Origin of the sequence: Corallococcus sp. CA041A (assembly GCF_003612075.1) — a bacterium.
Classification (GTDB): Bacteria; Myxococcota; Myxococcia; order Myxococcales; family Myxococcaceae; genus Corallococcus; species Corallococcus exiguus.
In genome coordinates this window covers 21,036-47,720 of record NZ_RAWF01000018.1, presented here as the reverse complement: position 1 = coordinate 47,720, position 26,685 = coordinate 21,036, and the positions used below count along the sequence as shown (strand labels likewise).

Genomic DNA, 26,685 nt, shown 5'->3' with positions numbered 1-26,685 from the left:
CCTTGCCGGATTGGTTACATCTGTTACTATTTCGGGCGCCATGGAAAACGTCCGCCATCTGACAGGCTTTGGAAACGAGCACGCATCGGAGGCTGTCGCCGGTGCGCTTCCCGTAGGCCAGAACACGCCCCAGCGCGTCGCGTTCGGCCTCTACGCCGAGCAGCTCTCCGGCACCGCGTTCACAGCGCCTCGCGGCGTGAACCGGCGCACGTGGATGTACCGGCTGCGGCCCAGCGCGGGCCACCCGGCGTACCGGCCCGTGGAGGCCCGCACGCTCAAGAGCGGCCCCTTCCGGGAGGTGCCTCCCTCGCCCAACCGGCTGCGCTGGAGCCCGGCGCCCATGCCCACCACGCCCACCACCTTCCTGGAGGGCCTCTTCACGCTGGGCGGCAATGGTTCCCCGGCCGAGAACGCGGGCGCGGCGGTGCACCTCTACGCGGCGACGGCGTCCATGACGGACACGGCGTTCTTCAACGCCGACGGTGAGATGCTCATCGTCCCCCAGTCCGGGACACTGCGCATCGTCACGGAGCTGGGCGTGCTGGAGGTCCCTCCCGGCCACGTCGCGCTCATCCCGCGCGGCATGCGCATGCGGGTGGAGCTGCCCGGCGGTTCCGCGCGCGGCTACATCTGTGAGAACTACGGCGCGCAGTTCCGGCTCCCGGAGCTGGGGCCCATCGGCTCCAACGGACTGGCGAACCCTCGCGACTTCGTGGCGCCTCATGCGGCGTATGAAGACGTGGAGCGCCCCACGCGCGTGGTGCAGAAGTTCCAGGGGAACCTCTGGGAGACAACGCTGGACCACTCGCCGTTCGACGTCGTGGCGTGGCACGGCAACAACGTGCCGTACACGTACGACCTGGCGCGCTTCAACACCATCAACACGGTGAGCTACGACCACCCGGATCCGTCCATCTTCACGGTGCTCACGTCGCCCAGTGACACGCCGGGAACCGCGAACTGCGACTTCGTCATCTTCCCGCCCCGGTGGATGGTGGCGGAGAACACCTTCCGGCCGCCCTGGTTCCACCGCAACGTGATGAGCGAGCTGATGGGCCTGGTCCACGGCGTCTACGACGCCAAGGCGGACGCGTTCCTGCCCGGCGGCGCGTCGCTCCACAACTGCATGAGCGCCCACGGCCCGGACCGCAAGACGTACGAAGCCGCCGTCGCCGCGGAGCTGACGCCGAAGAAGATCGACAACACGCTCGCCTTCATGTTCGAGACCCGCTGGGTCATCGCGCCCACGCGCCAGGCCATGGAGAGCCCCGTCCTCCAGAAGGACTACGACGCCTGCTGGGCGGACCTGCCCAAGGCGAAGCTGCAGTCCTCGGGAGGCGGCCAGTCGTGAAGCTCGCCTCGGTCGACGCAGGACGGGACGGACGGCTCGTCGTCGTGACGAAGGACCTGTCCCGGCAGGCGGATGCGTCCGCCATCGCGCCCACGCTCCAGGCCGCCCTGGATGACTGGGACCGCCACGCGCCAGCCCTGCGCGCGCTGTCGGAGCGGATGGAGCGAGGAGAGGTTCCGGGAGCACCCTTCGACCCCGCCCGGTGCGCGGCGCCCCTGCCCCGCGCCTACCAGTGGGCGGACGGCTCCGCGTACGTGAACCACGTGGAGCTGGTGCGCAAGGCGCGCGGCGCGGAGCTTCCGCCCTCCTTCTGGACCGACCCCTTGATGTACCAGGGCGGCTCCGACGGCTTCCTCGGGCCGCGCCAGCCCATCCCGCTCGCCGACGAGGCGTGGGGCTGCGACATGGAGGGTGAGGTCGTGGTGGTGACGCGCGACGTGCCGCTGGGCGCCACGCGCGAGCAGGCCCTGGGCGCCGTCGTGCTGGTGGGCCTGGTCAACGACGTGTCGCTGCGCAACCTGATTCCGAACGAGCTGGCGAAGGGCTTCGGCTTCTTCCAGTCCAAGCCCGCGTCGGCGTTTTCTCCGGTGTTCGTCACGCCAGACGAGCTGGGCACCGCGTGGCGGGAAGGCAAGCTGCACCGCCGCCTGGAGGTCTTCCTCGACGGCGAGCCCTTCGGCCGAGCGGACGCGGGCGTGGACATGACGTTCGACTTCGGCACGCTGGTGGCCCACGCGGCGAAGACGCGCTCGCTGTGCGCGGGCAGCATCGTGGGCTCCGGCACGGTGTCCAACCGGGGCCCGGACGGCGGTCCTGGTAAGCCGGTGAGTGCGGGTGGGGCGGGCTACTCGTGCATCGCGGAGGTGCGCGTGGTGGAGACGCTCCGGGACGGCGCGCCGAAGACGCCGTTCCTGAAGCGCGGCAACCAGGTGCGCATCGAGATGCGGGACGACTCGGGCGCCAGCATCTTCGGCGCCATCGACCAGTCAGTCGGCGGGTAGGCGGAGAAGAAGGGGCCGCTTTCGTCAGGGCCCCTTGTTCCACCCGTCCGGCGCGCAGCAGGATTCACGCGCGCCCCCATGCTCCTGACCCTATCGACGACCCATTCGCCCGCGACGGACCTGGGCTACCTGCTGCACAAGAACCCGGAACGGCCCCAGTCCTTCGAGCTTCCCTTCGGACTGGCGCACGTCTTCTACCCGGAGGCCTCCGCCGGCCGCACCACGGCGGCACTCCTCCTGGAGGTGGACCCCGTCGCCCTGGTGCGCGGCCGTCCGTCGTCCGGAGGCCAGGGCGGCACGTTGGACCAGTACGTCAACGACCGGCCCTACGTGGCGTCGTCCTTCATGAGCGTGGCGCTGTCCCGCGTCTTCGGCACCGCGCTGTCGGGGCGCAGCAAGGACCGGCCAGAGCTGGCCGCACAACCCCTGCCCTTCTCCGCCCGCCTGTCGGTGCTGCCCTGCCGGGGCGGTGAAACCTTCCTGCGCCGCCTCTTCGAGCCGCTCGGCTACACCGTCACCGCGACCCGCCACGCGCTGGACGAGACGGTGCCCGCGTGGGGGGACAGCCGCTACTTCACCGTGACGCTGGAGGGACACGTGCGCCTGGGCGACCTGCTCTCGCATCTGTACGTCCTCATCCCGGTGCTCGACGACGACAAGCACTACTGGGTCGGCGACGAGGAGGTGGAGAAGCTGGTGCGCCACGGTGAGGGCTGGCTCGCCACGCACCCGGAGCGCGAACAGATTGCCCGCCGCTACCTGCGCCACCGCCACAGCCTGGCGCGCGAAGCCCTGGAGCGGCTCGCGGGCGACGAGGCCCCCGAGCCCGAGGAACGCCAGGAGGCGCGCAACGCCGAGGAGGCCGTGCTCGAGTCGCGCCTGAGTCTCAACGAGCAGCGGCTCCAGACGGTGATGACCGTCCTCCAGGAGCACGGCGCCGCGCGCGTGGTGGACCTGGGCTGCGGCGAGGGCCGGCTGCTCAAGGCCCTGCTGAAGGACCGCCGCTTCACCGAGCTCGTCGGCATGGACGTGTCCTACCGCACGCTGGAGATTGCCCACGACCGGCTCGGCATCGAACGGATGCCGGACCTGCAACGGCAGCGCGTGAAGCTGCTGCACGGCTCGCTCCTGTACCGCGACCAGCGGCTCGCGGGCTTCGACGCCGCCACCGTCATCGAGGTCATCGAACACCTGGACATGCCGCGCCTCGCGGCCTTCGAGCGCGTGCTCTTCGAGTACACGCGGCCGGGCCTCATCCTCCTCACCACCCCCAACGCCGAGTACAACGTGCGCTTCACCTCGCTCCCCACCGGTACCTTCCGCCACCGCGACCACCGCTTCGAGTGGACCCGCGCCGAGTTCGAGGCGTGGGCGGCGAGCATGTGCGAGCGCTACGGCTACACCGTGAGCTTCCGGCCGGTGGGCGAGAACGACGCGGAGGTCGGCGCGCCGACGCAGATGGCGGTATTCACGCGATGAACATCCACATTCCAGAGCTGTCACTCGTCGTGCTGATTGGCCCGTCCGGCTCGGGGAAGTCGACCTTCGCGCGTCGGCACTTCAAGCCCACGGAGGTGCTCTCCTCGGACACCTACCGGGGCGTCGTGTCCGACGACGAGAACAACCAGGAGGCGACGAAGGACGCCTTCGAGACGCTGCGCTTCGTCGCGGCGAAGCGGCTGGCGCGGGGCCTGCTCACAGTGGTGGACGCCACCAACGTGCAGCCGGAGTCCCGCAAGGCCTTCGTCGAACTGGCGCGCGAGTACCACGTGCTGCCCGTGGCACTGGTGCTGGACGTGCCGGAGCGCACCTGCATCGAGCGCAACCAGCAGCGGCCGGACCGCGCCGCCAGCTTCCGCTTCGTGCGCAACCAGGTCTCGCAGATGCACCGCTCCATGCGCGGCCTGGAGCGCGAGGGCTTCCGCCACCTCCACGTCCTCAAGCCGGACGCCATCGAACGCGTGGTGCTGGAGCGCCAGCCGCTCTGGTGCAACCTCAAGCGCGAGCGCGGGCCCTTCGACATCATCGGAGACATCCACGGCTGCCGTGAGGAGCTGGAGGCGCTGCTCGCGAAGCTGGGCTACCAGGTGCGTCCGCGCGCGGACGGCACGCCGGGTGTCGAAGTGCGCCCGCCGGAGGGCCGCAAGGCCGTCTTCCTGGGCGACCTGGTGGACCGCGGCCCGGACATCCCGGGCGTGCTGCGGCTGGTGATGGACATGGTGGAGGCCGGCACCGCGCTGTGCGTGCCGGGCAACCACGAGATGAAGCTGCTGCGCAAGCTGCGCGGCAGCAAGGTCAACGTGTCCCACGGCATGGCCCAGACGCTGGAGCAGCTGGAGAAGGAACCGCCGGAGTTCCACCAGCGCGTGGCGAAGTTCATCGACGACCGGGTGTCCCACTACGTGCTGGACGACGGGCGCCTGGTGGTGGCGCACGCGGGCATGAAGGAGAGCATGCAGGGCCGGGGCTCTGGCCGCGTGCGCACCTTCGCGCTCTACGGCGAGACGACGGGCGAGACGGACGAGTACGGCTTTCCGGTGCGCTTCAACTGGGCGGCGGAGTACCGGGGCCGCGCGTCGGTGGTGTACGGCCACCAGGCCGTGCTGGAGGCCGAGTGGGTCAACAACACGCTGTGCGTGGACACCGGCTGCGTCTACGGCGGCCAGCTCACCGCCCTGCGCTACCCGGAGCGTGAGCTGGTCTCCGTCCCCGCGCAGCGCGTGTACTGCGAGCCGGTGAAGCCCCTGGCCGCTCCGGCTCCGTCCGGCCTGAGCGCGCAGCAACAGGCGGATGACGTGCTGGACCTGGAGGACGTGCGGGGCAAGCGCGTCATCTCCACGCGGCTGGCCGCGCACGTCACCCTGCGCGAGGAGAACACCACCGCGGCGCTGGAGGCGATGAGCCGCTTCGCCATCGATCCGCGCTGGCTCATCTACCTGCCGCCCACCATGTCGCCGTCGGAGACGAGCACCGAGCCCGGCTTCCTGGAGCATCCCCAGCAGGCGTTCGACTACTACCGCAAGGAGGGCGTGGCGCAGGTCGTCTGCGAGGAGAAGCACATGGGCTCGCGCGCCGTCGTCGTCATCGCGCGCGACGCGGACGCCGCCCGCCGCCGCTTCGGCGTCACCTCCGGCGAGACGGGCGTCTGCTACACGCGCACCGGCCGGCGCTTCTTCACCGACGAAGCCATGGAGGCCGCGTTCCTCGCGCGCGTCCGTACAGCGCTGGACGCGTCCGGCTTCTGGGAGGAATTGAAGACGGACTGGGCCTGCCTGGACTGCGAGCTGATGCCCTGGTCGCTCAAGGCCCAGGAGCTGTTGCGTGACCCGTACGCCGCCGTGGGGGCTGCCTCCCGCGCGGCGCTGACGGACGTGGTGTCCGTGCTGGGGCAGGCCACCGCCCGGGGGCTGCCGCTGGGCGAGCTGTCCGCGCGCTTCACGGACAAGGCCACCGACGTCCAGCGTTACGTGGAGGCGTACCGGCGCTACTGCTGGCCGGTGACGTCGCTGGACGACGTGCGGCTGGCGCCGTTCCACCTGCTGGCCACGGAGGGCTCGACCCACGTGGACAAGGACCACGTCTGGCACATGGAGACGCTGGCCCGCGTGTGCCGCGCGGACCCGTCGTTCCTGGTGGCCACGCCCTACCGCGTCGTGGCGCTGGAGGACGCGGACGCGGTGGCCGGCGGCGTGCGGTGGTGGGAGGAGCTCACCGCGCGCGGCGGCGAGGGCATGGTGGTGAAGCCCTTCGGCTTCGCGGTGCGCGGACGCAAGGGCGTGGTGCAGCCCGCCATCAAGTCCCGGGGCACGGAGTACCTGCGCATCATCTACGGCCCGGAGTACACCACGCCCGCGAACCTGGACCGGCTGCGCCAGCGCGGCCTGGGCACCAAGCGTTCACTCGCGCTGCGCGAGTTCTCGCTGGGCGTGGAGGGACTGGAGCGCTTCACGAAGAAGGAGTCCCTGCGCCGCGTGCACGAGTGCGTCTTCGGCGTGCTCGCCCTGGAGAGCGAGCCCGTCGACCCGCGACTCTGACTCAGTAATTGAACTGGAGCTGGAGGCGCGTCACGTGCCCCTGCTCCTGTTCATACGGGTAGCGCGACGAGGTGCGGTCCGCGATGACGTAGGCGGCCGTCAGCTCCAGCGCCTTCCAGATCTGCCACTCCGCGCCCAGCTCCAGCTCGCGCACGTCGTAGAGGGGGGCGTTGGTCTCGAACTTCTTGCCGCCCTTGTAGAGCGTGCCGCGCACGTAGGGGATGAGTGACACGCCCACCACGCCGTCCAGCTTGTACATGAGCTGCGCGTAGCCGCCATGCAGGTTGCGGCTGTCGATGAGCAGCGCCTCGTCCGGGAACGAGCCCAGCGACGGCCCACGCCCGATGTTGTATTCGGCCTGGAAGCCCAGGGGCTGCGGGTAGATCATCAGGCTGACGATGGCGCGGGCATCCACCATGTTGGGGCCACGCGCCAGCGCATAGGCCGCGTCATCGCGCGGGGCCGCGCTGAGGTTGAAGCGGCCGTAGTAGGCGCCGGTGCCGACCTCCACGTACTGGGAACCGAAGAGGAAGGGATAGCTGACGCGCGCGACGGCGTGGGGGCTGTTGTTGCGCTCGGCGCGGTTGGCCGTCTGGCCGTTGTAGACGCCCAGGCCCACCACGCCGTAGTCGCCGGAGCCCTTGAGGCCGCTGTCGACGAGGTACTTGAAGCGCTCGCGGATGTGCGAGGGCGCCCAGTAGAAGAACACGCCCACGTCGCGCTCGTCCTTCAGCGCGCTGTTGATGGCGTCGTTGCGGTCCAGCGCGAGGCGGTTCTGGCTGGACTGGAGGTTCTCGAAGCCGAACGGCACCTTCGACTGGCCCACGCGGAAGCGGAACTCCTTCTTCGCGTCCACGAAGATGTCCGCGTACCAGTCCCGCATGACGGCGACGTTGTACTGGTCACCGATGACGGAGGCGAAGTCCGGCTGCAGGTAGATGGACACGTGAGGGTGCACGTCCCCGAAGATGACGAGCCGCGCGCGGCGGATGCCAAAGCCGGTGTCCTTGCCCAGGAAGCGGTCGCCCTGGTCGTTGATGAGCGAGTCGTTCACCCGGAAGCTGGGCAGCCGGTTGTAGCGGACCTGCGTGTAGCCCCGGAGGCGGATGCTCTCGTACCAGGGCTTGCTCTTCTCCTTCTCCTTTTCCTTCTCCTCCGCGGGGGGCGGCAGGGCCGCGGGAGGCACGACCTCGCCCTGGGGAGCGGGCTCGGGCGGAGTCTCCTGGGCCTGGGCCAGGGTGGAGGAGGAGAAGAAGAGCGCGGTACCAGCCAGCAGGGCCTGAAGGACGGAGCGGTGGGACGAGGCGAGGGTCATGGGTTCGTAGGAGACGGGCGGGGAGCAGGGAGGGACCCGCCCGGTCCCGTTGTGGCGCTCCCGTTACCGAAGAGAGCGGCCCTCCGCCATGCACCGACCCCTGTTGTTGCCACACCGTTACCGGCGACGCGGTCCTGTCACACGAACGAGCGGCTCGTGTCACACGCCCGTGACATGGCCCTGCCCCCGCCCCTGAACGAGTCATTCCCAGGGGTTGGCCTGGAAACAGCGGTCCGAGGCAACCGGCGTCACGCTTTCGCGACAATCCCCTTCGGGCGGCATTCATCCGCTCCCCGGCAGCCGTCCGCCGGACCCGCACCGGGTGTCTCCGTCACCCGCGAGAAGCGACATGACCTCGATTGGCAAGCCCGGTTCGCGCCCCACCTCGTCCCCCGTGAGCACGCAGCCGGTGAAGGCTCCCGTCACGGCGAAGCCCAACGCGGTGAAGGCCGCTGTCGCGCAGCGGATGAAGGACGGCTTCGACTCGGCCCCGCGCTCGGGCGCCGCCTCCCGGCCGGTGCTGTCCGCGGAGATCCGCTCCGGTGAGGGCGCTGGGGGCATCGGGGGCGCCCTGGGCAAGGCCGCGGGCAAGGCGGCCGGCGGCATCGGCGAGGCGCTGGGCAAGATCGCGGGCCGCGTGGGCAGCGCCCTTGCCGGGCCCCAGGTGAGCACGAACGCGGATGGGCGCACGGTGGTGGACCTGGGCGCGGGCAACAACACCGCGACGGTGTCGCAGAACAAGGACGGCGGGCTGACCATCAAGTCCGGCAGCGACACGGTCACGCTGACCGCGGAGCAGGCCAAGGGCGCCATCATCAACGGCGGTGACGGCAACGACTCCATCACCGTGGACGCGAGCGTCACGCAGGACATCACCCTGGACGGCGGCGCGGGCGACGACAAGCTCACCGGTGGCAAGGGCAACGACACGCTCATCGGCGGCGCGGGCAACGACACCCTCATCGGTGGCGAGGGCAAGGACACGCTGAAGGGCCAGGACGGCGACGACTACCTGGAGGGCGGCGCGGGCGATGACCGCATCATGGGTGGCGAGGGCCGCGACGTGATGTACGGCCTGGACGGCAACGACTACCTGTCCGGCGGCAAGGGCCGGGACTACATCGACGCGGGCGCGGGCAACGACCGGGCCTACGGCGGCGAGGGCGACGACCAGGTCATCGGCGGGCGCGGCGACGACACGCTGAGCGGCGGCGCCGGCAACGACGCGGTGGCGGGTGGCGCGGGCAAGGACACGGTCCGTGGCGGCACGGGCACGGACAAGCTCTACGTCGAAGAGAACGAGAAGACCGCCGACGCGGCCGAGGGCGAGCGCGAAATCGTCGACATGACGAACGCCGACCAGCGCGGCCGCTCGGTGACGGTGTCGGGCAGCGCGGACTTCCAGGCGCGCGTGCAGTCGGACCTGGACGCGATGCGCTCGCTGCCTTCGGGCCAGGACCTGCTGCGCACGCTGGATGACAGCGGCCACACCACGACCATCAAGGAGACGTCCAGCGGCAACTCCGCGTCCGCGCAGAACAAGGACGACGCCTGGTTCAACGCGGACGGCACGCCGGGCAAGGGCACCAACGGCACGGTGAACTACAACACCACGCGCATCTCGCTGGGCAGCGAGGACTGGATGAACCGCCCGCCCGTCGTCGCGCTGTTCCACGAGATGGTGCACGCCTCGGACTACGCCAATGGCACGCTGGCGGTCGGTGAGAAGGACGGCGTGAACAACCGCGAGACGTCCGCGGTGGGCCTGCCCATCGACCTGGACCAGGACCCGTCCACGCCGGACGTGGTGCAGGGCGGCCGCCCCGGAGAGAACGTCCTCCGCGACGACCTGAACCTGCCCACCCGTCCGCGCTACTAGCGCGTGTCCCGAGCCGCCTTCTGGATGAGCTCCAGCAGGGAGCGCAGGTGCGGCTCCGTCACGGGCTCCAGCATCTGGACCGAATGCCTCCGCCCGCCATCGTCCTCGATGGTGACGGTGTAGCGCGTCCGGTCCGCCCCCCGCTGGGGCGAAGCCCCCACGGTGGCCGGCTGTTCGAAGAAGCGGGCCTCCCGCACCTCCTTCTGGAGCGCCTCCGCCGTGGCGGGAGGCAGGGCCGCCAGGTCCACGGTGCGGGGCCTGGCGAGGCCCGGGAAGAAGGCGACGCCTCCCTCCCGTTTGAGCTCGATTCGCATTCCGTCGACCCCAGGGCCTAGTGCTTGCGCTGCACCGGCTGCGCGGCCTGCTTCGGCACCTGCGGCGTCCAGGCCGGCGCGCCCGCCCGCTCCTTGGAGACCTTGATGCCCACCTGGTTCCAGGCGTCGCGCACGATCTGCTCCTCGTCACCGCTGCCGTAGAGGCGGACGGCCGCCGTCACGGTGAGCCGGGCGAAGGAGAGGAACGAGGCGTTGGGCTTCAGCCGGGGGTCGCGCAGCGTCTCCAGCCAGATGAGGCCGGCCTTCTCCCACGCGTAGCCCTTCAGGTTGGTGGCCGCGACGCAGAAGGCCTTGTTGGGGATGCCAGAGTTGATGTGCACGCCGCCGTTGTCCTCCCACGTGTTCACGAAGTCCTTCATGAGGGCCGGCTGCGGATCCTTGCCGAGCACCGGATCATCGAACGCGGTGCCGGGGTCCTTCATGGAGCGCAGCGACTTGCCCTGGACCTTGTCCGTGAGGAGCCCCGCGCCGATGAGCCAGTCGGCCTGCTCCGCCGTCTGGTTCAACAGGCGCTGCTTCACGAGCGAGCCGAAGCAGTCCGACATGTGCTCGTTGAGCGCGCCCGCCTGGGAGAAGTAGGCAAGAGGGCCCTCGTGTTCCGTCACGCCGTGGGCCAGTTCGTGCCCGATGACGTCCACCGAGATGGTGAAGCGGTTGAACAGCTCCCCGTCGCCGTCGCCGAACACCATGCGCTCGCCGTCCCAGAAGGCGTTGTCGTAGCCACTGCCATAGTGGACGTGACCGTTCAGCGGCATGCCGTTGCCATCAATGGAGTTGCGCCCGTAGACGTCCCAGTAGAGGTCGTAGGTCGCGCCCAGGCCGACATAGGCTTCGTCGACCGCCTGGTCGCTGACGTCGGCATCACCCTCCTTGCGGGCCACCGTTCCCGGAAGGGCTTCGGTGTTCTTCACGTCGTAGATGGTGCGGAGCTTCTGGCTCTCCACGACCATGGGGGCGGGGATGAGGCGCTTCGCCGCCTGGGGCGCACCGCTGCTCGACAGGCGGATGGCGCGCAGGGTGTTGTCGATGGAGAGCGTCCGCAGGGCCCTCGCGCGCTGCTGCGGTGAGCCGTTCTGCGCAATCTGCCGGCTGACGTACGGCGGCAGGATGCAGTGGTGGGAATGCCAGATTCGGGTGTTGCAGCACATCACCGATCTCCTTCTGAAGTGGGTACCAGAAGACGATGGTGATGACGGCATGCCGTGCTCGGGACACGGCGCGGCATGGGCTCCCCGGTCGCAAGGGAACCCATGCGGCGCCTCGCGCTCAAGCCTGCTCGCGTGGCGTCAAGGCTTGTGAAGGACGGCCGTGTCCCCCACCAGCCACAGCTCCGACGAAGACGGCGCCCACACGCCCCGGAGGACGCGGCGGGTGCCGGTGGTCTCCGCGTTCCACTTGCCGCCATCGAAGCGAAGCAGCGTGCCGTTGTCGCCCACCGCCCAGACCTCGTTGGCGGAGCGCCCCATCAGCCCGTTGAGCTGGGACGAGGTGCCGCTGGCCACGGGGAGCCAGAGGGCGCCGTTGTAGCGCAGCAGCGTGCCTTCCGCGCCCGCCGCCCAGACGTCCGCCGGCCCGCTGCCCCACACGGCTTTCAGGGCCTTGTTGGTTCCGGAGGTCATCGTGCTCCAGGCGGTGCCGTCCCAGCGCAGGATGGTGCCGGCGTCGCCTACCGCGAGGGCCAGCGAGGGCCCCTGCACCCAGACAGCGTTGAGCGTCGCCTGAACCTCCGTGGGCTTCCGCGTCCAGGTGGTGCCGTCGAAATGGACGGCCTGGCCGGACGCGCCCACCGCCCAGATGTCCGCCGCGGATACGCCGTGAATGGCGTTCAGCGCCAGCGACGACTCCGCGGTGTACTGCGTGATGAAGCGGGCTCCGTCGAACCGGTAGATGCGGTCATGGAAGGAGGACGTCACCCAGACGTCTGTCGAGGAGGCCGCGTAGACGCCCGTCACGTCGTCGACGGGGGAGAAGTCCAGCTGCGGCTCGATCCAGCCGCCGCCGTTCCAGTGCAGCACGCGGCCCGGGTCTCCCACCGCCCACACGTCCGACGGCCCCGTGCCATGGACGGCCCGCGCCACCCTCAGCGTGCGCAGCGGAGTCTGGGAGATCCACGCCTGCCCGCTCCACTTCTGCATCTGCCCGCCCGAACCGAAGGACCACACGTTGTCAGGCCCGCTGCCGGTGATGGGCCCCACGGCGTCCTCGTCCGTGTCCGTCCACTTCGTGCCGTTGTAGATGTAGCCGAAGTCCTCTCCACCCGACAGCACCAGCGAGGGCGACGCGGCGTACACGTAGAACAGCTGATCCGACGAGCGCAGGGACTGCTCGATGCCCGCGGGCGTGGTGCGGAACACCTGGCCGTAGTCGTCACAGAAGATGCAGGGGTCATCCGAGGCGACGGTCCAGACGTCGTTCGGACCGGTGCCCGTCACCTGATGGAAGTCGATGTCCGTGGTGCCCGCGTCGATGCCGGAGACCGCATTGCCGTCGTACCGGCGCAGCGTCCCGGACTGCCCCACCATCCAGACATCCGAAGGCCCGCTGCCCCACACGCCATTGAGGTTCTTCGTCGTGGACACGTCCACGCCCTGGAAGCCGCTGCCCTGGTCGCGCCGCACGGTGCCGTTGGCGCCCACGGCCCAGATGTCGCCCGGACCGGAGGCCCACACGGAGTTCAGGTCGCGCGTCGTCCCGGAGCTCACGGCAGAGAAAGCACTGCCCGTCGTGGAGTGGAGCACGGTGCCGCCCGCGCCCACCATCCACACGTTCGTCGCGGAGAGGGCGTGCACGTCGCTCAGCGACGTCAGCGTCCCGCTGGCCACGCGCGTCCAGCGCGTTCCGTCCCAGTGCTGGATGAAGCCGTCCTCGCCCACGGCCCAGCCGTCATTGGCCGCGCTGAAGTGCGCGCCCTTGAAGCTGTAGCCATGGGGCAGTGGATACTCCCAGCACCAGCCATCACTGCACTCGCGGTTCGCGGCGGGGATGCCACACGTCTGCTCCACGCCGCGTCCGCCGCACACCTCCGGCGCCGCGCACGTCCCGCAGGAGACGGTGCCACCGCAGCCATCCGGCTCGGTGCCGCACTCGACCCCGGGGCTGCACGCCGTCTTGATGTCGGGGCAACCACAGACATTGGCCTCGCCACCGCCGCCACAGGTAGCGGGCGTCGCGCAGGTGCCGCAGTCGAGATCGTGGCCACAGCCATCCGTCGTGTCGCCACAGTTGAAGCCCCGCGACTCGCACGTCCTGGGAACGCAGTTGTCATCATCGTCCCCACAGCCGGCGGCGAAGGTCGCCACGCAGAGGAGCACGAAGGGGAGGGTCACCCTCCCCCACCGATGGGAGCTTGAACGCGGCGCATCCTGCAGGCGCGAAGTCCGCACCGCACCTACCGCGAAGGAGTCGTCACGGGACATGGGCATCTCCAGACCGGAGGCGGGACTGAACCCCGCGAAACCACGTGAAACGTGGCTCCGGTGCGGAAGTAAGGTTGCAAACGGCGGTCCGGTTGGATCGTCCGGACGTCCAAGCACCCTCCTTTCGCGGCTGCGTCATGCTCGACGTGTGGCGTCAATCAATCCAAGGTCGTGCGTGACCTCGCGAGTGCCGCGCCGGCCACCGCGAGCACGAACAGGCCCAGCGCCAGCAGGTCGTTCCCCATGTCCGCGAGCACCTGATCCTTGAGCAGCGCGCCCCGGACGATGCGCAGGAAGTGCGTGACGGGGATGATTTCGCCCAGCACCCGGGCCCACGGCGGCAGGCCCAGGAAGGGGAAGGCGAAGCCGGAGAGGAAGATGGACGGCAGCATGTAGAACATGGACATCTGCATCGCCTGCAGCTGGCTGCGCGCCACGGTGGAGATGAGGTAGCCCAGCGACAGGTTGCCCACGATGAACAGCACGATGCCGCACGCCAATGCCAGCCATCCCGCGGGCGTGCGCGCCATGGGCACCGAGAACAATCCTCGCGCCATGCCCAGCACGACGACGGTCTGCACCAACCCCACGACGACGTACGGCGTGAGCTTGCCCACCATGATCTCCGCCGGGGTGGCGGGCGTGGACAGCAGCGTCTCCATGGTGCCGCGCTCTCGCTCGCGGGTGACGGCCATGGCGGTCATCATCACCAGCGTCATGGACAGGATGATGCCCAGCAGACCCGGCACGATGTGGAACGGGGAGCGGCTCTCCGGGTTGTAGCGCCGGTGCACCACCACCTCGAAGGCGGGCGCGGGGGACCGGGGAGCCCCCAGCCCCACCCGTTCGTTCCGCAGCGCCTCCGTGGGCAGCACGCTCACCGCGGCGAGCGCCCCCGCCGCTGCCTGCGGATCGGACGCGTCCGCCTCCGCGAGGATTTGAGCGCGCTCGCCCTTGAGCACCCGCCTGCTGAAGTCCGGGGGGATGGTGATGCCGAGCATCACCTGTCCCCTGCGGATGAGCTGATCCAACTCCTCGTCGGAGCGCGGCAGGTAGCGCACGTCCACGTAGCCGGTGCGCTCCAGCGCGGCGACGACGGAGTTCGCCAGGGTGCTGGTGTCGTGGGACAGCACCGCGGCGGGCAGGTGCCGGGGGTCCATGTTGATGGCGTAGCCGAAGATGAGCAGTTGCATCACCGGCATGACGAGGATCATCGCGTAGGTGATGCGGTCGCGCCGCAGCTGCGTGAACTCCTTGAGCAGCACGGCCAGGATGCGCGGAAGCGAACCCGTCATGACGTGTACCGTTCGTCGCGCTCGCGACCCATGAGTTGGATGAAGACGTCCTCCAGGGAGGGCGTCACCTCGCTCCACCGGAAGGGTTCCTTGCGCCAGGGGACGAGCGCGGCCTCCAGGGCTTCTCGCTTCAGCCCGCTGACGTGCACGGCGGCGCCGAACGCGGAGGCGCTGAGCACGCCGTCCGCCTGGGCCAGCAGGTGCGCCGCGCGGTCGATGCCCGGCCCTTCCCCCAGGAACGTCACCAGCCCGGAGTCGCGGATGAGCGCGTCCGCCGTGCCCCGCGCGATGAGGCGCCCATACAGGATGTAGCCGATGTCGTGGCAGCGCTCCGCCTCGTCCATGTAGTGCGTGGACACCAGCACCGTGAGCCCGCCCGCGGCGAGCGTGTGGATTTCGTCCCAGAACTCACGGCGGGCCTTGGGGTCCACGCCCGCGGTGGGCTCGTCCAGGAGCAGCAGGCGGGGCTCGTGCAGCGTCGCGGCGGCCAGGGCCAGGCGCTGCTTCCAGCCGCCGGAGAGCGCGCCCGCCAGCTGGTCTCTCCGGTCGAAGAGGCCCAGCCGGTGGAGCGTGTCCTCCACCCGCTCGCGCCGTTGGTCCAGACCGTGGACGCGCGCGACGAAGGCCAGGTTCTCCTCCAGCGTCATGTCTTCGTAGAGGGAGAACTTCTGCGTCATGTAGCCCGTCTGGCGCTTGATGGCGTCGCCCCGGGCACGGAAGTCCAGGCCCAGCACGGTGCCCTCGCCGCTGTCGGGCGTGAGCAGTCCGCACAGCAGCCGCAGCGTCGTCGTCTTGCCGGAGCCGTTGGGGCCCAGGAAGCCGGTGATGCGTCCGGCGTCCACGGCGATGGAGACGTCCCGCACGACGTGCCGGTCGCCAAAGGACTTGTTGAGCCCGCGCACGTCGATGGCCCGCTCGTTCATCGGTCCGCCTCCACGGGTGCCTGCTTCAGGGGTGTCACGTCGATGGGTTGCCCGGGCAAGAGGCGCGTGGGCGCGGAGGGCACCGCCTCCAGCAGGAACACCAGCTTCTGCCGCGTCTCCAGGCTGTAGATGATGGGCGGCGTGTACTCAGGGCGCGGCGCGACGTAGTCCACGCGCGCCGTCATCCCGGTGTCGCAGCCGTCGCAGGCGATGGCCACCGTGGTGCCTGGCGGAAAGGACGCCACCCTCCCCTGCGGCACGTAGAATCGCACCTTCAGCTGCGCGTCCGGGATGATGCTGACGACGGGGGCGTTGGGCATGGCCCACTCGCCCTGCTGGAAGAGGACGTCCTCCACCCGGCCCACGACGGGAGACACAGGCGCCAGCTCCACGACCTGCTGCTCCGCTGCGGTGACGCCCGCGCGTCCGCTGGTGAGTTGTGCGCGGACGACCTCCAGCTGCGCGCCCGCCGCCGCCACGTCCGTGCGGGCCGCGTCTCGCTGGGCATGAGCGCGCGTCGCCGTCGCGCGCAGCAGGTCCAGTTGCTGGGGCGTCACTGCGCCCTCCACGGTCTTCTCGACGGCGACGAGCCGGGCCAGGTCCGCGTCCGCGCGGTCCGCTTCCGCCTGCGCGGCGGCGAGCGAGGCACGCGCCCGGGCCACGTCCGACTGGCGTGCGAGCAACTGAGCTTCGATCTGCCCCACCTGCGCCCGCGCCTGGTCGGCCCGCGCCGTAAGCGACGTGGGCTCCATGCGGAACAGCGGCGTGCCCACCTCCACGCGCTGTCCGCGCACCACCGCCACGGACGCCACCATGCCGGCCACCGGCGAGGACAGGTAGACGTTGTCGCTGACGACGAAGCCGGTGAAGCGTGGCGGCGGCTCCTGGGCCGGCCGCCGCAGCCACAGGATGCCGCTGACGATGACGGCGACCAGCACCGCCCCCGCGACGATGCCCCGCTTCGAGTGTTTCCTCTTCCTGCCCGGTCCCGACACCCGTGCCTCCTGGCGCGGCCTCGCCGCGATTGGAGCGCCCCCCGAGCGCGGCGGGTCCACGCTACGCCTGCCTCGCCCGGGGGTCCGCGTCCAGCTCACGGGCAGGTCCTGAACCCGTGTCCTGGCGTCACCTTGAGCACCCGGCGTGCCAACACTGAACGACAGGGGAGCCCCCGGGGGCAGGGCCTTCACCTGTTCGGAGTTCCGGCGCCGGACGCCGGGTCGCCGGAATGCCAGACGCACAGCGCGTCAAAACATACCATGCGGATTGTCCATGATTTACAGGAGAGTCGTGTAAAGAGCCTTTTCATCCACTGCACATGTTTCGCGGTGTCATGCGGCCATTGGCTGCGAGGGAGAGGTATGCGGAAGCTGTCCATGATGGGCGTGATGCTGTTCGGCGCACTGGTGTCAGGGTGTCAGGGTGAGGACTGGGAGCCGCCCGCGCACGAACAGCCCGGCGGGGCGACCACCCGGCAGGCGGTCGTCTCCCCGGAGCTCGCGGCGTCGCTCGCGTGCGTCGAGACGTATGTCGGCGCGGGGACCTGCGACTGGGCACACTGGAGCGAGCTGTGGGAGACGTGCCAGACCTACGAGCACGCGGAGCTCGAGGACGGCCTCTTCCTGGATGAGGTGCAGGCCGAGAACTGCACGGCGGCCAACTGGACCGTGCTGCGCGAGCAGCTCATCGCCCCGCGCGCGCCGCTCGTCCGCGTGCGTGAAAGCTGTAACGGTGTCTCCCAGGTGATTCAGGAAGCCGCATCCAACGGCTGCCACACCCTCCCGCAGGCCGCGGGCGCCTCCTTCGTCGACGTGCCCATCGGCAAGGCCGTGACGCTCCATGCCGCTGGGGACTGCACCGGCGACTCGGTCACGGTCGACACCGACACGAACCTCTGTGAGACCTCGTTCGGGAGCGGCGCGAGCGCGAACGACCAGGTGCGTTCGTTCCGCGTCCAGGACGTCGAGGTGCTCCCTTCGGCGCACCGCTATGACTGCGCTGGCAATGAGTCGACCTGCGTCAGGAACTACAACGGCGTCAGCAGACTGGGCGCCATCAACACGAAGCACACCGTCAAGGTCGTCCGCATCACCCTGGATGGCAGGACGACGCCCGCCCTCAGCACCATCCAGAACACCATCCGGGGTGTGTACCGCGACTTCGCCGTCGCGTCTCGCGGCCAGGTGAGCCTGGAGTTCACTGGCTCCCAGACCGTGCAGGTGACGAGCAGCAACTGCACCACCGCGAAGAACCAGGCCCGCCAGAAGGCCAACTCGAGCGCGTTCCTCACGGTCTTCGTGCTGCCCGGCGGGATGTGCTCCACCTCGAACGCCGGCTCGCGCAGCGTCTTCCTCAAGGGCACCCTGGCGCGGGACTATGCCCACGAGATCGGGCACGTCCTCGGCCTCGCGCACAGCAACGTGCGAGACCCCTCCACCGGCCAGGTCCGCTCGTCCGCGGACTCGAGCAGCTTCATGAGCACCTTCGCGTCGGACAACTACAACCTCCCGCAGCTTCACTGGCTGGGGTGGACGAAGAAGGAGGAGCTCGTCGGCATCAACCCGGCCATCGACAGCAGTGGCTCCACCGAGGTGACCCTCCGTCCGGTGGGCACCAACGCGGACAGCACCAGCAGCCTCCCGCTGGGCGCGGTCTGGGAGATTCCTGGCACCGATCAGCGGCTGTTCATCGCCGTCCCGAAGCCGCGCCTCAATGGCACGAATCAAATCGAGGGCGGCACGGTGTTCGCGTACCGGGCCCCCAAGTGCGTGGGCTGCACGGGCATGGCCATGGGCACGATGCAGATGGCGCGGTTCGGTCCCAAATCCGTCAATGAGCACGAAGCGAGCGGCCTCTTCCTCAAGCCGGTGGGCTACACGAGCAGCTTCGTCCAGGAGGGCGGGAAGAGCGTCGAGGTGTTCACCTCCGTCACGCTGCGCATCCGGAAGTAGAGGCCGTCCTCGGCACCGGGAGTGTTCGGATTTCCGACGCCCGGTGCCGGGTCTCCGAACACGAAGGGGGCGGAGAGGAGGAGGCCCCAGGGCACACGGGCTGGGGCATCCGCCTTGCTTGGGCATAGGGTAGCGCCCACGGTCCAGGAGGACGCGCCTTGCATTCCCTACCCCCGCCCACGTCCGCCGGAGTCGAGCAGGTCCAACGCGAGGCGTTCTCGCGGATGTTCCGGCAGGTGACGAAGGTGCTGTCGTTCCTGAGTCCCCTGCCGGTGGTGATGGTGTCGCTGGGGCTCATCGGGGACACGGCCGCATGGCGCCGTTGGTGTGTGGCGTTGGCGTTGACGCTCGTGGTGGCGGGGGTGGGGGCCATCGTGGTGTGGCGGCGTCAAGCAGTGGTGTCGCATGAGCCGGGCAGGCTGCTGCCGACCGTGGCGTTCCCCCTCTTCACGGTGATGAACCTGTCGCTGGGAGGACTGGAGAGCCCGCTCATTCCCCTGGTGCTGCCGGCGTCCCTGGCCACGGCCATCCTCTTCACGCCCGCGCGGGCTCGCAGGTGGGCGGGCTACCTGCTCGCGCTGGTGGGCGTGCAGGCGGCGGTGACGTTGACGGGCGCGGTAGATGACCTGGTGCCCGTGCTTTTCGGTGGAGGCCCGCGCGCGGGACACAACAATGCGCTGCTCCTGACGATGCTCGCGGTGACGGTGTTCCTCGTCATGTGGACGAACTTCATCGGCATCCATCTGCGGCGCACGTACCGCGGCATGGTCCGCACGGCGCTGGATGCGCGGGATGAGGCACTGAGCGCGCACGAGGAACGGGTGCGCTCGCTCACCACGCTGTCGGGAGAGATTGCCCACGAATTGAAGAACCCGCTGGCGAGCGTGAAGGGCCTGGCCGCGATGATTGCCCGCGAGGTGGAGGGCCGGCCCGCGGAGCGGCTCGCGGTGCTGCGCCGGGAGGTGGACCGGATGCAGGAGATCCTCGAAGGGTTCCTCAACTTCTCCCGGCCGCTGCTCCCGCTCAATGAAGCGCACGTGCAGCTGGATGGCCTGTGCCGGCAGGTGGCGGAGCTGCACGAGGGCATGGCGGGAGAACGAGGCGTGGCATTGAGGGTCGCGGAAGGGCCGCCGGTGGAGGCTTGGTGCGACGCACGCAAGGTGCGCCAGGTGTTGATCGACGTGGTGCAGAACGCGCTGGACGCCGCGCCTCGGGGCACCACGGTGGAGCTCCAGGCCTGGACGGCCCCGGAAGGTGGCGGCCGCGTGGAGGTGAGGGACCGGGGTCCCGGGCTGGCGGCGGAGGTGCGCGAGCGCGTCTTCGAGCCGGGCATCACCACGAAGCCCCACGGCTCCGGCCTGGGCCTGGCCCTGTCGCGAGCCCTGATGCGCCAGCACGGCGGAGAGTTGAGCCTGCGCGCCCGTGAGGGCGGAGGCTGCGTGGCGGAGCTGAGCCTCCCGGCCACGCCCAAGCCGGTCGAAACACAGCGACAGGAGGCCCTGCCATGAAGGCCCGCGTGCTGGTGGCGGATGACGACGCGGGCGTGCGCTACACGCTGCGCGGCTTGCTGGAGGATGACGGGCTCACCGTGGAAGAAGCGGTGGACGGCGAGGCCGCGCTCGCGCGCCTGCAGCAGGAGCCGCCCGTGGACCTGGTGCTCAGCGACCTGCGCATGCCACGCGTGGATGGCATGGAGCTGCTCCGCCGCGTCGCCGCGCGACCGAGTGCGCCCCGCGTCATCCTCATCACCGCGCACGGCTCGGAACGCCACGCCGTGGAGGCCATGAAGCTGGGCGCGCTGGACTACTTCCGCAAACCCTTCGACGTGGACGACGTGCTGGCCGTCGTGCGCCGGGCGCTCGGGATGGTCCGGCTGGAGGCGGAGAACGAGCGGCTGTCCGGAGAAGTGAACCTGCTGCGCTCGCTGGTCTTCGTGTCACCGTCGATGGCGCGGCTGGCCCTGCTCATCCAGCGCGTGGGCCCTCGAGACGTCACCGTGCTCATCACGGGAGAGAGCGGCACCGGCAAGGAGCGCGTCGCCGAGGCACTGGTGCGAGCCTCTCCGCGCGCGGACAAGTCCTACGTGCGCTTCAACTGCGCCGCCCTCACGCCGGAGCTCGCGGAGGCGGAGCTCTTCGGACATGCGAGGGGCGCGTTCACCGGCGCCGTGCGAGCCCGGCCCGGTCTCTTCCGCGAGGCCTCCGGAGGAACCCTGCTCCTGGACGAAGTGGGAGAGCTCGCCCTGCCCCTCCAGGCGAAGCTCCTGCGCGTCTTGCAGGAGGGCGAAGTCCGGCCCGTGGGAGAAGACCGCTCCTTCCCGGTGGATGTCCGCGTCCTGGCCGCCACCCACCGCGACCTGCCCCAGCGCGTGGCGGAGGGCCGCTTCCGCGAGGACCTCTACTATCGCCTCAAGGTCGTGACGCTCCAGGTGCCCCCGCTGCGAAGCCGCCCGGAGGACATCGCCGCGCTCGCAAGACACTTCCTCGCCCGCCACACCGAGCGCTTCCACATGCCACCGGTGCCCCTGACGCCCGCCCTCCTGGAGCGTCTCACGGCCCACCCCTGGCCCGGCAACGTGCGCGAGTTGGAGAACGCCCTGGAGAGCGCCGTGGTGCTGTCCGCCGACGGGACCCTGGACCTGGAGTTGTTGCCCGGAGGCACCAGCACGCCCACGTCCCAGGCCAACACCGGCACCACCCTGCGCGAGAAACTGGATGCACACGAGCGTGAGCTCATCCTCGCGGCGCTCTCTGCGTCCAAGGGCCAGCGCACGGAGGCCGCGAAGGCGCTGGGCATCGGCCGTGCGACGCTGCACGACAAGCTCCGCAAGCATGGCCTCCTCAACGAAGGCGAGGAGCCCGAGCAATGAAGGCTCACGGCTCTGGCGGTACGGGCTCCGGCGCCGTCTTCACCTCACAGGAGTAGCTGCCGGAGCGGGCTCCTGGTGTCCAGGGATGGCAGGCGAGGACAGGCAACGGCGGGGCCCCTGACGGAAAGGGGAAGCGGCCTTCGGCCAACTCACACGAGGGAGCGGAGGGATTGAACCAAATGCACGCCCTGGCCGGCAGGCACTCCATCGGAAACCACTCCGACTTCCGGCTCCGACGCTCGTCGCAAGCCTCCTGTGGCTCGCCAGGGTCGACACAGTGGAAGGCAGAAAACCGTGGCGTCCTCTGACGGAGTTCCAATCGCTTGCACCAGCGGAGTTCGACCCGCCGCTCGCAAGCCGTCTGCACTCCGAACGATCCAGAGACTTCGGTCAACTCGAACGCGCGGCCCTCCCGCGACACCCCGAACATCATCAGATGCTCCGCGTATTCGGCCGTGAAGAACGGTTGGCCCTTCTTCCATAGCGCCTCCGCTTCCGCATGAGCAGCAGGTGTGGCGGGAGGCATCTGCGGAGGAGCCAACAGACGCCCTCCAACCGCCTCGATGTTACACGCCTCGCAGCTCACGGTCTCACGCTGGAGCGACACGGGCACCGGCGGAAGGACGCCCGTGCGGAGCCAGGTCAGTTCGCTGTCATCCGACGAAAGAACCCTGCGGCTCCGCGTGCACATCCAGACCGCCTCCGGGCTGCTCTTGTCGGCATAGAGCAACCATGTCTGGCCCCCAGGCAGGTTCAGGACGCAGTCACCGCTCCACCCGTAAGGCAGCTGCAACACATCACCCGCCTTGACGCTGCCCTTGAACGCCTCCAGGACGTCCACGGTGGCGAAGCGTTCGGACCGGCCCTCTGAGTCACGGACCCGCCCCAGGTAGATGAACCCGGCCTGATCCCGAGCCCCCTCTAGCGAACCGGGAAGTCCCTGCGTGATAAAAGTACATGAACAGGCCCACCCGGTTGCCGGCACCGCCAGCCAGCCCACCAGCACCGCGATCCACCACGCGTTCCTGACCATGGAAGAGATTCTAGCCACACATTGACCTGCGAGGCTGGAATGACAGTGAATACGCAAGGAGTGTGACGCAGGGAGGGGCGGAGAATGAAGCTCGACAGGTCCGACCACGAGTGCCTGGCCCGTTGGGCCGCCGACTGCGCCGAGCGCGTCCTCCCCTTCTTCGAACAGGAGTTCCCGGAGGACCACCGTCCCCGCCAGGCCATCGAAGCAGTACGCGCGTGGCAGCAGGGACACCTGATGATCACCGACGCAATCGTCGCCGGCTTCGCCGCGCACGCCGCTGCCTCGGATGCCACCTCACACGCCGCTGCATGCGCCGCGGCCCGCGCCGCTGGACACGCCGCCGCCACCGCCCACGTCGCCAGCCACGCGGCACAGGCCGCCACCTTCGCGGCCACCGCCGCGGCCCATGACGCGGCCGAAGTCTCGGACGCCGCCGAAGCCACCGCCCGGGAACGCGCCTGGCAGCGCCAGCAGCTGCCGGAGCACCTCCACGCCCTGGCGCTTCCTGCCCGGAACAATCGCTGAACGCACTGCGCGTGCGCGACGCATCCCGCCCATGCCGCCCACCCGGCATTGGCTCGGCTGCGTCATTTGACAAAACCAGCAAAATCCGTTTTCCATTTTTACCATGAACTTCAGAAAGCCAATGTTGTGCACGGTGGTGCTGGCCTCCGTCGCCTGTGGCGGCGAGGCCTTCGAGGGTGAATCAGTCGCGGCGGAGGACCTGTCCACCACGCGGCAGGCGGCCTTCTCCGGCGTGAACGGGACGGTGTGCGAGGAGAGCCCGTACAACTGCAAGCTGCGGCCCTCCGGCGGCAACCGCGTGCAGACCAATGACCCGGACGACAATGACGCCTGGGGCATCACCACGGGCGTGCCCATCCGCGACGGCAACGGCACCGTGGTGGGCACGTCCACCCGGACGAGCTCCCTCTTCAACTACGGCCAGACGCGCACGTTCGCCGGCGAGCTGCACGCGTTCGCGACGTCAACGTCCAACTCCAGCTCCGGCTGGCTGCCCATGTCCGCCATCCTCGGCCGCACCTCCTTCGAGGACAAGGTCGGCCACGTCTCCGCCCTGAGCTCCGGGCTGAGCAAGATGGCGTGCTACGCCGTGCGCAACTCGCACGACCCGGCGCTCGAAGTGAAGAAGGTGGTCTACGACACGACGTCGTCCAACGAGCGCGCGGGAGACTATCTGCCGCTCGTGCGCGCCAATGGTCTGCGCTCGGCGAACCTCACCTTCAACGTGCCGGGCTTCGGCCTGGGCGGCGTCGCGGTGGACCACTTCCCCGCCGGCACGAAGTTCCAGCGCCTGGACGTGCCGACGAACTCGGGCGCCCCCTCCATCGACATCCCGCTCTGGGTGTTGGACAGCGCGGGGCGCTACCGTCAGCAGTCCGGCACCATGAAGTTCATCTACGGCTACGTCATCGCCGCCACCAGCACCCGCCGCAACGGCTGGATGGCCTATGACGCGCTCGAGGTCAGCTCCGGCTGTCCTTGAGTCACGGCGCCGTTCAGCGAGGGTACGCCTCCAACCATGCGACGCCCCGGCGCAGCAGCCCGCGGGCGTCGAAGAGATGTGACACGGCCTGGGCAATGCTTCCGGAGCGGCCGATTCCCTCCGCGAGGCATTGCTCTCCAATGCGCGTGAAGGGGTCCACGCTGGACGCGCGAAGTGCGTCGGTCACCGGCTCGCTGGTATCGAACTCCTCGAAGTCCACCCAGCGCCGCTCGCCGTCGACCTGGAGCGGCCGCTGGTAGCGGACCACGCGCTTGCCCGGGAGGTCCGCCAGGTGCTCCGCGTGGTGCAGAATCGTGAGCGTCTCCAGCGGAGCCCCGAGCATCAGCACCTTGCCCTCCGCCTCCACCAGCCGGGCCAGCGGCGATTCGAGGCCATAGCCATAGAGGAAGGAGTGGTCCGCGCAGAGCCACTCCGCCCGCGGGCCGATGGCGACCATGCCCGCGTCCGGATGGTCACTGCGGACCGCGCCGGGCCAGGTCCTGAGCGTCTCCGCGAGGATGCCGTGGTCGCGGCTGGCTCTCGCGGTGCGCTTGTCGAAGGTGGGGATTTCGTCGCGCAGGCGCGCGTCCTCGAAGTCCTCCGGCTCCACGCCCATCTCCCAGTCCAGGTAGGCCATGAGCGTGCCCCGGCGGCCCACTGCGTCTTGCAGCGCCTGCACCGCGGTGTTCACCCCACCCAACACGGGACCGAGGCTCCGGAGACCGGCATGGACCATCACGACGTCGCCCTCCTCCACGCCCAACCGCCGCAATGAATCCCTCAAGCCGGTCCGGGTGGCAGGGGTCGTCATGGCTCCATCCTTCCTGTCGCAGGGCTCTGGAGGATAGCAACCGCCCCGCCCCGTGGGGCGCTGTAGGTCTGTGCGTCTCCGCGCAATCGCCTGACACCGACAGACGGACTGGGGGGCATGAGGTGGTGTGAGCAGCCTCCCCGCTCGGGGGCGGATGGCCTCCGGCGAGGGGGAAGCAGCATGGGAAGAATTCGGGATGGGATGGTGACGTGGCCCCTGGCGCTGCTGCTCCTCGCGGCCACCACCGCGAAGGCCAGCACCCAGGAGAAGTCGGAGGCCTTCGAGGCCCGCGCCGTCCGCTGCGGAGAAGTCCTGACGAGGAACACGCGGCTCACGCGCGACCTCATCTGTGCGGGCACGCCCATTCCCGCCCTGCGGATCGCCGCGCCGGGCGTCGTGCTCGACCTGGGAGGCCACACCGTGCGCCGGGCCGGGAGCGAGCCGGGCGACACGGTGGGCATCTCGGCCGAAAGCGACAGCACCGTGCGCAACGGCACCATCCGAGGCTTCAACCGGGGCTACGAGTACAACGCCACCGTGCACCTGCATCAGGTCGCGCTCGTCGACAACAGGATCGCCATCTTCCACACGAACGGCGGTGGAGGGTTCCTGCTGACGGATTCGAGGGTGAGTGGGAGCGTGGTGGGGTTCAGCAGTGAGTTCGACGCGACGTCCGGCTCCATCGACATCCGAGGCTCCCTGTTCACTGGAAACGGGCTCGTGTTGTTCGTGGACTTTCACGACACCCGCATCTCCGGTTCGACCTTCACGGCGAACCAGACCGCCCTGTTCTGCTACTCCGGCAATGTCCTCATCCGGTCGAGCACGTTCACGGAGAACGCTTCCGTGGCGGAACTGACGTGGAGCAACGGCCGCTTCGACAACTGCTACGAATTGGTGTTCGAAAACTCCATCCTCGCGAACAACACCGCGTTCGGGACGCCCGAGAGTCCCGACTGGCAGGCGTTCGACTTCCAGATGCGCAACACGTGGGTCATGAACAATGGCGAGGGACTGCGCCTGGCGGCCCAGACGCTCGACGTGCGCGGCAACCTCTGGTGGGACAACGCAGGAGGGCTGACGCTGTCCAACCTGCCGGACTTCGAACCCGTCCCGCAGGAGGGCCCGGTGCGCAACAACCGCTTCCTGTCGAACCGCGGGGACGGCCTGCGCGTGCTCCCGGGCAGCACGCCCACCCTCTCCAACAACGTCTGCCAGGGCAACACGGGCTGGGGCATCCACGCGCCCACGGCCATTGACGGAGGAGGCAACGTCGCGCGCGGCAACGGAGCGGGCGGCTGCGTAGGGGTCGCCTGCACCCCGTAAGGCATTGAAGGGGTCTCCGGGGACCGCGAGGCTTTCCCGGAGACGCCTGCCCATTGTCCTGATTTGAAAGGCAGCGCTATCCTGGCGGAGCAGCACCCATTCCCCAAAGACCAGGAGATGCGAATGCGCGTGGCAATCATTGCCGGACTGATGGCCGTTGGACTGCTTGCGGGTTGCGGCGGCGCCGAGGAGATGGAGCCCATGAGCACCGAGGAGGCCAACCGCGTTGTCGAGATGGCGGTCCCGAGCGCCTGTACCGACGCGTGCGACCAGAAGTACTACCAGTGTTACTTTGGCGGCGGCGACCCCTACTACTGCAACAGCTACCGCGCGTTCTGCATCTCGCAGTGCCCGTGATGGCGTGAGCCGAAGCGGCGTGCCGGAGTCGGGGCACGCCGCACGACGGCGGAGCTCATGCGAAAGACCCTCCTTGGCGGACTCCTGGCCGCCGGACTCCTGATGGGCTGTGGCGGAACCGACGTCGAGGCGCAGGAGGTGTCCTGTTACGACGCCTGCAGGCAGCTCTACGGCCTCTGCATGCGCGCGGCGCAGGGAGACCTGGAGGAGCAGCAGCAGTGCGCGAGGGAGTACGTCACCTGTAACGAGTTCTGCCCGTCCCCGGGCGTGAGCCGATAGCGG

At 69.4% G+C, this 26,685-nt stretch carries 21 protein-coding genes; 13 read left to right on the top strand and 8 right to left on the bottom strand.

Translation table 11 applies throughout. The features are described 5' to 3' along the window. Positions 1-40: 40 nt before the first annotated feature. The 4 genes from hmgA to D7V77_RS05790 all read left to right on the top strand — a co-directional run bounded on the left by hmgA (position 41) and on the right by D7V77_RS05790 (position 6,386). Positions 41-1,351: a homogentisate 1,2-dioxygenase gene (gene hmgA, locus D7V77_RS05805; protein ID WP_120575269.1), complete on the top strand. Its 1,311-nt coding sequence runs from the start codon at positions 41-43 to the stop codon at positions 1,349-1,351. Then, complete coding sequence (locus D7V77_RS05800; protein ID WP_120575268.1) at positions 1,348-2,352, top strand: fumarylacetoacetate hydrolase family protein; 1,005 nt, start codon at positions 1,348-1,350, stop codon at positions 2,350-2,352. Before hmgA ends, D7V77_RS05800 begins: the two co-directional genes overlap by 4 nt. 78 nt (positions 2,353-2,430) lie before the next feature. Further along, entirely contained in the window at positions 2,431-3,831 is a 1,401-nt protein-coding gene (locus D7V77_RS05795) for a 3' terminal RNA ribose 2'-O-methyltransferase Hen1 (RefSeq protein WP_120575267.1), read from the top strand. Continuing rightward, positions 3,828-6,386: a polynucleotide kinase-phosphatase gene (locus tag D7V77_RS05790; RefSeq protein WP_120575266.1), complete on the top strand. Its 2,559-nt coding sequence runs from the start codon at positions 3,828-3,830 to the stop codon at positions 6,384-6,386. The genes D7V77_RS05795 and D7V77_RS05790 overlap by 4 nt, the downstream gene beginning before the upstream one ends. 1 nt (position 6,387) lies before the next feature. On the opposite strand, the gene D7V77_RS05785 is transcribed toward D7V77_RS05790, so the two are convergent. Further along, positions 6,388-7,701 carry a porin gene (locus D7V77_RS05785; protein ID WP_120575265.1) on the bottom strand — a complete coding sequence of 438 codons (1,314 nt, stop codon included), beginning with the start codon at positions 7,699-7,701 and terminating at the stop codon, positions 6,388-6,390. Between the two features lie 349 nt (positions 7,702-8,050). On the opposite strand from D7V77_RS05785, the gene D7V77_RS05780 reads away from it, so the two are divergent. Next, positions 8,051-9,580 (top strand): M91 family zinc metallopeptidase, encoded by a 1,530-nt coding sequence (locus D7V77_RS05780; RefSeq protein ID WP_120575264.1) that lies wholly within the window; start codon positions 8,051-8,053, stop codon positions 9,578-9,580. On the opposite strand, the gene D7V77_RS05775 is transcribed toward D7V77_RS05780, so the two are convergent. The 6 genes from D7V77_RS05775 to D7V77_RS05750 form a co-directional block, all read right to left on the bottom strand. Further along, entirely contained in the window at positions 9,577-9,894 is a 318-nt protein-coding gene (locus D7V77_RS05775) for a protealysin inhibitor emfourin (RefSeq protein ID WP_120575263.1), read from the bottom strand. The two genes, D7V77_RS05780 and D7V77_RS05775, sit on opposite strands and share 4 nt — an antisense overlap. 17 nt (positions 9,895-9,911) lie before the next feature. Next, a complete protein-coding gene (locus tag D7V77_RS05770; RefSeq protein WP_120575262.1) occupies positions 9,912-11,063 on the bottom strand; it encodes a M4 family metallopeptidase in 1,152 nt (383 codons plus the stop codon). Positions 11,064-11,201: 138 nt separating this feature from the next. After that, positions 11,202-13,241, bottom strand: coding sequence for a hypothetical protein (locus D7V77_RS05765; RefSeq protein ID WP_120575261.1), 2,040 nt, complete (start codon positions 13,239-13,241; stop codon positions 11,202-11,204). 248 nt (positions 13,242-13,489) lie between these two features. Beyond that, positions 13,490-14,626 (bottom strand): ABC transporter permease, encoded by a 1,137-nt coding sequence (locus D7V77_RS05760; protein ID WP_120575260.1) that lies wholly within the window; start codon positions 14,624-14,626, stop codon positions 13,490-13,492. Continuing rightward, positions 14,623-15,549 carry an ABC transporter ATP-binding protein gene (locus tag D7V77_RS05755; protein ID WP_120575259.1) on the bottom strand — a complete coding sequence of 309 codons (927 nt, stop codon included), beginning with the start codon at positions 15,547-15,549 and terminating at the stop codon, positions 14,623-14,625. Before D7V77_RS05755 ends, D7V77_RS05760 begins: the two co-directional genes overlap by 4 nt. Further along, positions 15,546-16,544, bottom strand: a complete 999-nt coding sequence (locus D7V77_RS05750) for an HlyD family secretion protein (protein ID WP_147451993.1) — start codon at positions 16,542-16,544, stop codon at positions 15,546-15,548. Before D7V77_RS05750 ends, D7V77_RS05755 begins: the two co-directional genes overlap by 4 nt. A gap of 363 nt (positions 16,545-16,907) precedes the next feature. On the opposite strand from D7V77_RS05750, the gene D7V77_RS05740 reads away from it, so the two are divergent. From D7V77_RS05740 to D7V77_RS05715, 5 genes are all read left to right on the top strand, one after another. Beyond that, a complete protein-coding gene (locus D7V77_RS05740) occupies positions 16,908-18,497 on the top strand; it encodes a hypothetical protein (RefSeq protein WP_233596711.1) in 1,590 nt (529 codons plus the stop codon). Between the two features lie 158 nt (positions 18,498-18,655). Further along, positions 18,656-20,005, top strand: coding sequence for a PAS domain-containing sensor histidine kinase (locus D7V77_RS05735; protein ID WP_147451992.1), 1,350 nt, complete (start codon positions 18,656-18,658; stop codon positions 20,003-20,005). Next, a complete protein-coding gene (locus D7V77_RS05730) occupies positions 20,002-21,366 on the top strand; it encodes a sigma-54 dependent transcriptional regulator (RefSeq protein WP_120575255.1) in 1,365 nt (454 codons plus the stop codon). Before D7V77_RS05735 ends, D7V77_RS05730 begins: the two co-directional genes overlap by 4 nt. A 1,117-nt stretch (positions 21,367-22,483) precedes the next feature. Next, positions 22,484-22,927 carry a putative immunity protein gene (locus tag D7V77_RS05720; protein ID WP_120575253.1) on the top strand — a complete coding sequence of 148 codons (444 nt, stop codon included), beginning with the start codon at positions 22,484-22,486 and terminating at the stop codon, positions 22,925-22,927. 103 nt (positions 22,928-23,030) lie between these two features. Beyond that, positions 23,031-23,909, top strand: coding sequence for a hypothetical protein (locus tag D7V77_RS05715; protein WP_120575252.1), 879 nt, complete (start codon positions 23,031-23,033; stop codon positions 23,907-23,909). A gap of 13 nt (positions 23,910-23,922) precedes the next feature. Here D7V77_RS05715 and aac(3) read toward each other — a convergent pair whose 3' ends face one another. Then, positions 23,923-24,720, bottom strand: a complete 798-nt coding sequence (gene aac(3) / locus D7V77_RS05710) for an aminoglycoside 3-N-acetyltransferase (RefSeq protein ID WP_120575251.1) — start codon at positions 24,718-24,720, stop codon at positions 23,923-23,925. A gap of 180 nt (positions 24,721-24,900) precedes the next feature. Here aac(3) and D7V77_RS05705 point away from each other — a divergent pair, with 180 nt between their 5' ends. The 3 genes from D7V77_RS05705 (at position 24,901) to D7V77_RS05695 (ending at position 26,682) form a co-directional block, all read left to right on the top strand. Continuing rightward, positions 24,901-26,046 carry a NosD domain-containing protein gene (locus D7V77_RS05705; RefSeq protein WP_126933773.1) on the top strand — a complete coding sequence of 382 codons (1,146 nt, stop codon included), beginning with the start codon at positions 24,901-24,903 and terminating at the stop codon, positions 26,044-26,046. A 150-nt stretch (positions 26,047-26,196) separates the two neighbouring features. Then, positions 26,197-26,403, top strand: a complete 207-nt coding sequence (locus D7V77_RS05700) for a hypothetical protein (RefSeq protein WP_126933772.1) — start codon at positions 26,197-26,199, stop codon at positions 26,401-26,403. A 57-nt stretch (positions 26,404-26,460) separates the two neighbouring features. Further along, positions 26,461-26,682, top strand: coding sequence for a hypothetical protein (locus D7V77_RS05695; RefSeq protein ID WP_120575248.1), 222 nt, complete (start codon positions 26,461-26,463; stop codon positions 26,680-26,682). Positions 26,683-26,685 lie beyond the last annotated feature (3 nt).